The 7,602-nt window shown below is 75.2% G+C and carries 6 protein-coding genes and 1 pseudogene; all 7 read left to right on the plus strand.

Translation table 11 applies throughout. The annotated features are described in order from the left end of the window. The first annotated feature begins 146 nt into the window (after positions 1-146). On the plus strand, positions 147-347 hold the full coding sequence (locus tag D476_RS0119030) for a hypothetical protein (protein WP_017625523.1): 201 nt from the start codon (positions 147-149) through the stop codon (positions 345-347). A 136-nt stretch (positions 348-483) separates the two neighbouring features. Next, positions 484-1,284, plus strand: a complete 801-nt coding sequence (locus D476_RS0119035; protein WP_017625524.1) for a TlyA family RNA methyltransferase — start codon at positions 484-486, stop codon at positions 1,282-1,284. Positions 1,285-1,297: 13 nt separating this feature from the next. Beyond that, positions 1,298-2,239 (plus strand): NAD kinase, encoded by a 942-nt coding sequence (locus tag D476_RS0119040; RefSeq protein ID WP_017625525.1) that lies wholly within the window; start codon positions 1,298-1,300, stop codon positions 2,237-2,239. Positions 2,240-2,288: 49 nt separating this feature from the next. After that, positions 2,289-3,992 (plus strand): DNA repair protein RecN, encoded by a 1,704-nt coding sequence (gene recN / locus D476_RS0119045; protein ID WP_017625526.1) that lies wholly within the window; start codon positions 2,289-2,291, stop codon positions 3,990-3,992. A 305-nt stretch (positions 3,993-4,297) separates the two neighbouring features. After that, positions 4,298-5,503, plus strand: coding sequence for a putative cytokinetic ring protein SteA (gene steA, locus D476_RS0119050; RefSeq protein WP_017625527.1), 1,206 nt, complete (start codon positions 4,298-4,300; stop codon positions 5,501-5,503). Further along, positions 5,500-6,558, plus strand: coding sequence for a copper transporter (locus D476_RS0119055; protein ID WP_017625528.1), 1,059 nt, complete (start codon positions 5,500-5,502; stop codon positions 6,556-6,558). The genes steA and D476_RS0119055 overlap by 4 nt, the downstream gene beginning before the upstream one ends. A gap of 675 nt (positions 6,559-7,233) precedes the next feature. Then, a pseudogene (locus D476_RS0119060) lies at positions 7,234-7,602 on the plus strand (hypothetical protein); the annotation flags it as partial.

Raw genomic sequence — 7,602 nt, forward strand, 5'->3', positions numbered from 1 at the left:
ACAAGGCCGCGGAGGAGGCCGCCAAGCGCAAGACCCCCGCCAACAAGAAGGGCACCGGGCGCGGCAAGTCGACCGGCAAGTCCTCGGGGAAGCGCACCACCACGCGCTCCAGGAGCGGCTCGACGGCCAAGAAGGGCGACTGACCCGTGTCCGCAGCCGAGGACGCCCCCGGCGGCGCGTCGGAGCCCGCCTCAGAGGGCGCCGCGATCGCCGAGCAGACCCTGCGCAGCGTGCGGCAGCGGCTGGCGTCGTTGGACGACCTGCCCGCCGCCGACCACGTGGCCGTCTTCGACGCCCTCCACCAGGAACTGTCGGACGTGCTGGGCAGTCTGGACCGCACGGACTGATCCCGGTACCGCCCCGGACCGGCCCGGCCTCCCGGGCCGGACCTGCCCTGGCCCGCCTCCGGATCGGGCACGCGTGCGGATCCGGGGGCGGTATCGTCCTTAGGCAGACTTCTTCCGGATGGGCGCGATTTCAACCATGGCCAAACGCACTCGGCTCGACGCCGAACTGGTCCGCCGCGGGCTCGCGCGCTCGCGCGGGCACGCCGCCGAACTCATCGAGGCGGGCCACGTCCTGGTCGGCGGGGTGCCCGCGGGCAAGGCGGCCACCCAGATCGGCACCGACCAGGCGGTCGTGGTCAAGGCCCCCGACGACGCCCCCTCCTTCGTCTCCCGGGGCGCGCACAAGCTCGTGGGCGCGCTGGAGGCGTTCGGCCTGGACCCGGCGGACCGGCTGTGCCTGGACGCCGGGGCCTCCACCGGCGGCTTCACCGACGTGCTGCTGCGCCGCGGCGCCCGCGAGGTGATCGCCGTGGACGTGGGCTACGGCCAGCTCGCCTGGTCGCTGCGGTCGGACGAGCGGGTGCGGGTGATGGAGCGGTGCAACGTCCGCGAGCTCACCCCGGACATGCTCGACGGTGACCGACCCACCCTGGTGGTGGGCGACCTGTCGTTCATCTCGCTGGCCCTGGTGCTGCCGCCGCTGGCGCGCTGCGCCGACCCCGAGGCCGACTTCGCGCTGATGGTCAAGCCCCAGTTCGAGGTGGGCAGGGACCGCGTGGGCGCCGGGGGTGTCGTGCGCGAACCGGCGCTGCGCGCCGAGGCGGTGCGGCAGGTCGCCGACGCCGCCGCGGCTCTGGGGCTGGGCGTGCCGGGGGTGGCGGCCAGCCCGCTGCCCGGACCCTCCGGCAACGTCGAGTACTTCCTTTGGCTGCGGGCCGGGGCGCCGCCGCTGGGCGCGGAGGCATTGGAGCGCGCCATCGCCGAGGGGCCGAGCTAGGGAGGGGGTGTCCATGACCACCACCGGTGGGACGGGGCGCAGCGTGCTGCTGTTGACCCACACCGGCCGCAAGGCCGCCATGCGCAGTACCCGGCTGGTGCACGCCAGCCTCACCGAGGCGGGGCTGACCGTGCGCATGCTCGCCTCGGAGGTCGACGACCTCAAACGGGCCGGGTTCGAGCTCGACCCGGTGGAGGCGGTGCGCGGGCCGGGGGCGGCCGAGGGCGTCGAGCTGGTGCTGGTGCTCGGCGGCGACGGCACGCTGCTGCGGGCCGCCGAGATCGCCCGCCCGGCCGGGGCGCCGCTGCTCGGGGTGAACCTGGGCCACGTGGGGTTCCTGGCCGAGGCCGAGCGGGAGGATCTGAACGCCACCGTGCGCAGCGTCGTGGAGCGGCGCTACGCGGTGGAGGAGCGGATGACCCTGGACGTGGCGGTCTACAACGGCGGCCGCGCCAAGGGCGACCCTCCGGTGCGCACCTGGGCGCTGAACGAGGCCACGCTGGAGAAGGCGACCGCGAGGAGGATGCTGGACACGGTCCTGGAGATCGACGGCCGCCCGCTGTCGCGCTGGGGCTGCGACGGTGTGGTGTGTGCCACACCGACCGGCTCGACCGCGCACGCGTTCTCCGCCGGCGGGCCCATCGTGTGGCCGGAAGTGGAGGCGCTGCTGGTGGTTCCGATCAGCGCGCACGCCCTGTTCGCCCGGCCCGTGGTGGTCTCGCCGGACTCGGTGGTCGCGTTCGAGATCGTCCCGGACACCACCGCGGGCGTGCTCTGGTGCGATGGACGCCGTATGGTCGAATTGCCCGCCGGGGCGCGGATCGAGGTCACGCGCTCCGACACGCCGGTGCGCCTGGCGCGCCTGCAGCGGGCGCCGTTCACCGACCGGTTGGTGGCCAAGTTCGCCCTGCCGGTCGCCGGATGGCGGGGGCGCGCCGAGCGCGACGACCTCTAGCCGCCGGAGCCGGACGGCCGCGACGCAGTCGGGAGCAGGAGAGGGTTCGGTGCTCGAAGAAGTCCGCATCCGCGGTCTCGGCGTCATCGACGACGCCGTGCTGGAACTGTCGCCGGGGTTCACCGCCGTCACCGGCGAGACCGGGGCCGGCAAGACCATGGTGGTGACCGGACTGGGGCTGCTGTTCGGCGGCCGCGCCGACCCGCAGCGGGTGCGCCCGGGCGCCGACCGGGCGGTGGTCGAGGGCCGCCTGGCGGTCGCCGAGGACGGCAGGGTCGCCGAGCGCGTCGCCGAAGGCGGCGGTGAGCTGGACGAGGGCGTGCTCATCCTGAACAGGACGGTGTCGGCGGAAGGGCGCTCGCGCGCCACCATGGGCGGCCGGTCGGCGCCGGTGAGCCTGCTGGCCTACCTCGCCGACGACCTGGTGGCCGTGCACGGCCAGTCCGACCAGCAGCGGCTGCTGCGCACCGACCGCCAGCGCTCCTCCCTGGACCGCTACGCCGGGCCGGAGCTGGCCCGCGTCCTGGCCTCCTATTCGGCCGCCTACCGGCGGCACCGGGAGGTCGCCGACGAGCTGGCCGAGATCACCGAGCGGGCGCGGGAGCGGGTCCAGGAGGCCGACATGCTCCGGTTCGGCCTGGAGGAGATCAACACGGCCGAGCCGCTGCCGGGCGAGGAGGCCGAGCTGCTGGCCGAGGAGACGCGGCTGGCCCACGCCGACTCGCTGCGCATCGCCGCCACCACCGCCAACCAGGCGCTGACCGGCGACCCCGCCGCCGAGGTGCAGGCCGACGTCGTGGGACTGCTGGCCGCCGCCCGCCAGGCGCTGGGGGCGGTGCGCGAGCACGACGCCGACCTGGCGTCGGTCGCCGACCGGCTGGACGAGGTGTCCTACGTGCTCGGCGACGCCGCCACCGAGCTGGCCTCCTACGCCGAGTCGGTGGAGGCCGACCCGGCGCGGCTGGCGGTGGTCCAGGAGCGGCGGGCGCTGCTGGGGCAGTTGTGCCGCAAGTACGGGGAGACCGCCGACGACGTGCTGGCCTGGGCGCGCGACGCCGCCAAGCGCCTGACCGAGCTGGAGGGCGACGACGACCGGCTGGAGGAGCTGCGCGCCGAGGAGGCCGAGCTCGCCGGGCGGATGGAGGAGCTGGCGACGGAGCTGACCGGGCTGCGCCGGCAGGCCGCCGAGCGGTTCGCCGCGGCGGTGACCGAGGAGCTGACGGCCTTGGCGATGCCGCACGCCCGGGTGGAGGTGCGGGTCGAGCCGGGCGAGGAGTTCGGGCCGAACGGGCGCGACGAGGTCGAGCTGCTGATGGCCCCGCACCCGGGGTCGCCGGCGCTGCCGCTGAACAAGGGCGCCTCGGGCGGTGAGCTGTCCCGGGTGATGCTGGCCATCGAGGTGGTGTTCGCGGGGGCGGACCCGGTACCCACGTTCGTCTTCGACGAGGTGGACGCTGGCGTGGGCGGCAAGGCCGCGGTGGAGATCGGCCGCCGCCTGGCCCGGTTGGCGCGGCGGGCGCAGGTGATCGTGGTGACGCACCTGCCGCAGGTGGCGGCCTTCGCCGACAACCACCTGGTGGTCCGCAAGTCGAGCGAGGGCACCGTCACCGCGAGCGGCGTGGCCCGCCTGGACACGGCGGCGCGGGCACGGGAGCTGTCCCGGATGCTGGCGGGCATGGAGGACTCCGAACTGGGCCGCGCCCACGCCGAGGAACTCTTGGCAATGGCCGAAAAGGCCCGCTCCGAGACCTGAGGCCGCGGGTAGCCGACCCCGGACCACGTACACGTCTGCCGTCCGTTGGGGGCGCCAGAATGGGTGCCGAACTTCCTCGTCGCCGCCTCTTCACTCGGTGTTCCGGTGGTCCGCCTCCCGGTGGGCGGGCCGGTGGCGGGGCCGCCTCATCGCCGCACGTCCGGCGGCCCACACCGGCCACGGCGGTCGGATCCGGCCTTTCCGCACGCAGGGCGGCCCGCCGCCGCGGAGTGATCACGGGGTGAACACGCCGTGTACCGCACCGTTATAACGATCACCCGCTCCCCCATGGCAGTATGCGAGCAATGAAGGTCCCGACGGCGCTCGGCGCCCGATTCTCGCGGTTCCGCCGCTCCAAGGACGGCGGCTCCGCCGGTGTGACCGCCCCGGTCCGGGCGGACCGCCGCACCAAGAACCTCACCAAGCGCCTGCGCCCCGGCGATATCGCCGTCATCGACCACACCGACCTGGACCGGGTCAGCGCCGAGGCGCTGGTGGAGTGCGGGGTGTCGGCGGTGCTCAACGTCGCCACCGGGATCAGCGGCCGCTACCCCAACCTGGGGCCGCAGATGATCGTCCAGGCGGGCATCCCGCTGGTCGACGAGGTCGACCCGGAGGTCTTCGCCCGGGTGCGCGAGGGCGAGGTGCTCCACCTGGAGGACGGGCGCCTGACCCGCGGGGGCGAGACGGTCGCCCAAGGCGTCGTGCAGGACGCCGAGTCGGTGGCCACGGCCATGGACGAGGCCCGCGCCGGGCTGTCCGTGCAGCTCGAAGCGTTCGCCGCGAACACCATGGAGTACCTCAAGCGCGAGCGCGAGCTGCTCTTCGACGGCGTCGGCGTGCCCCGCATCGCCACCCCGATCGAGGGCCGCCACGTGCTCATCGTCGTGCGCGGCTACCACTACCGCGAGGACATCGCCGCCCTGCGCTCCTACATCCGCGAGTACCGGCCGGTGATGATCGGCGTGGACGGCGGCGCCGACGCGCTGATGGAGGCCGGGTACCGGCCCGACGTGATCGTCGGCGACTTCGACTCGGTCTCGGACCGGGTGCTCGGGTGCGGGGCCGAGCTGGTCGTGCACGCCTACCGGGACGGGCGCGCCCCCGGGCTCAAGCGCCTGACCGACCTGGGGTACGAGGCGGTGGTCTTCCCCGCCACGGGCACCAGCGAGGACGTGGCGATGCTGCTCGCCGACGACTACGGGGCCCAGCTCATCGTGGCCGTCGGCACCCACGCCACCCTGGAGGAGTTCCTCGACAAGGGGCGCGCGGGCATGGCCAGCACCTTCCTGACACGGCTGCGGGTGGGCGGCAAGCTCGTCGACGCCAAGGGGGTGAGCCGGCTCTACCGCAGCCGGATCTCCCCGTGGTCCCTGCTGGCGCTGGTGGCCGCCTCGCTGCTCACCATCCTGGTGGCGGCCTGGAGCTCCCCGGTGGGCCAGGTGTTCCTGGCCAACGCCGGGGCGCGCTGGGACGCCTTCCTCTACTGGCTGACGGGGCTGTTCTCGTGATCGACTTCCGATACCACCTGGTGTCCATCGTCGCCGTCTTCCTCGCCCTGACCGTGGGGCTGGTGCTGGGCACCACGATGCTGCAGGACCCCCTGCTCAACACCCTCAAGTCCGAGACCTCCGAGCTGCGGGACCAGAGCGAGACGCTGCGCGCGGAGAAGGAGCGGGCCGAGGCGCTCAACGCGGGGGGCGACGAAATGGCCGCCGTCTTCGCCGAGGACATGCTGGACCGGCGGCTGGACGGGGCGGGTGTGGTCGTGGTGTCGGCGCCCGGCGCCGACGAGGAGGTCCGCACGGGCCTGCAGTCCCGTGTGGAGCAGGCCGGGGGCACCGTCGAGGGGCACCTGGCACTGACCGACAAGTACATCGACCCGGACCAGGCCACCTTCGTCGGGGAGCTGGCCGACCAGCTCGCGGAGGGGGCCGACGGCGCGGGCGGCGCGGGTGGGCCCTACGAGCGGGCGGCGGCGCGGCTGGCCGAGGCGGTCGGGGCCGTGCCGGAGGACGAGCGCGGCGACTCCGGCGAGGGCTCGGAGGAGGACGGTGGCGGCGCCATCGACGGGGATGCGGTGCTGGCCGGGTTCGCCGAGGCGGGGCTGCTGACGGTGGAGGGCGAGCCCGCGGACGCCGCGGACGCGGTGCTGGTGGTCGCGCCCGCCGCCCCGTTCCCGACGGGCGCCTCGCCCTCGCCCGAGGGGGAGGAGGCCGAGCCCCCCGGCAACGACGCGGTGCTGCCGCTGGTCGCGGCGGTCGGTGAGGACGGCCCGGTGCTGCTGGCCGGGGACGGCTCGTCGGCCGGTCCGGGCGGGCTGATCGCGCGGGCGCGCCGCGACGGGGCGCCGAGCGCCACGGCGGACGCGGCCGGGCGCACCTCCGGTGACGTGGCGGCGGTGCTGGCACTGGCCGAGGCGCTGGAGGACGACCCGGGCCACTACGGCACCGGGGAGGAGGTCGACGGGTTCCTGCCCGACCCTCCGCCCCCGGCCCGCGATTCCGACGAGACGGGCGAGCGGACGGAGAAGACCTCTGACCGACGCACCCCCCAGGCCGGGTAGGCGCGCCCCCATGGACAGGTGCGCGCACACCGGGACGCCGTCCGCCAGAGCGGGGGGACGCCCGGCGGCTGTGGTCCGCCGTCGGCGCGCGGCCACCGGCCGCCCGTCGGCGGGCGGCGTACCGGTCAGGACTCCGAAAGCGGGACAAGGCCCGGACCGAAGCCGCAACGACCGAGATGGCCTGGGCGGACGGAGACCACACGGCTTCAGCGGACGTGATCGCCACGGGTTGCGCGGCCGTGGGAGCGCGTGGGCGTCCGCGGCGGCGGGCTTTGGCGGCCCGCCGAAGAGCGGGTCGCCGGTCAGGGCTCCGAAGGTGCGCCGTACCCGGTCCGGAGCCGTAACGAACCGGTCGGCCTGGCCGGTCGGATACGGCACCACTTCAGCGGACGTGGCCCGGGTAACGCGGGTACCACGTCGTGCGTCGGGTCCTGTGCCCCCTCTGCCCCACCGGCCGGGCCCACCCGCCAACGCACGGCATCGCGCCGTCCGCCGGAGACGGCCACGGCCGCTGTGCGGCCTGGTCGGCGGACGAGCCGCGGGGGTGGGCCGTGGAGGGCTCCCGACGCTTCGGATGCTCCGGATCCCTCAGATGCTCCAGCGGCCGGGACGGTGGTGACCCCGGCCCGCAGTACCGGTCCCGTACATACGGAACAGGAGTGAAAGCGAGCCCCCATGCCCCTCTTCACACGAAAGGCCCCGGCAGGGACCGCGTGCCCGCACGCGGAGGCCGCGCCGGGCCCAGGAGCGTTCAGGCGCCTCGCCTCCGCCGCCGTCGCCGCCGGAGTGTCCGCGGCGGCCGCCCGTGCCGCCTACGCGCTTCCCGGCCGCAGGCCCGCGCGTTCGCCCGGCGGCGACCTGTTCCGCCTGCCCGAGCACGTCCGCGACATGTGGACGCGCACCAACTTCCGCGGTGAGCCCGTCACCCTCGTCGAGGGCCCGGCCGTCGCCGTCGGCGCCTGCGCCGGGCTGCTGGCCGCCCCCGGGCTGGGCGGGCGCGAGCGCGCCGCCGCGGTCGCGGCCACGGCGGGGGGCGCCGCCCTC

It is taken from the genome of Nocardiopsis chromatogenes YIM 90109, assembly GCF_000341185.1.
Lineage (GTDB): Bacteria > Actinomycetota > Actinomycetes > Streptosporangiales > Streptosporangiaceae > Nocardiopsis_A > Nocardiopsis_A chromatogenes.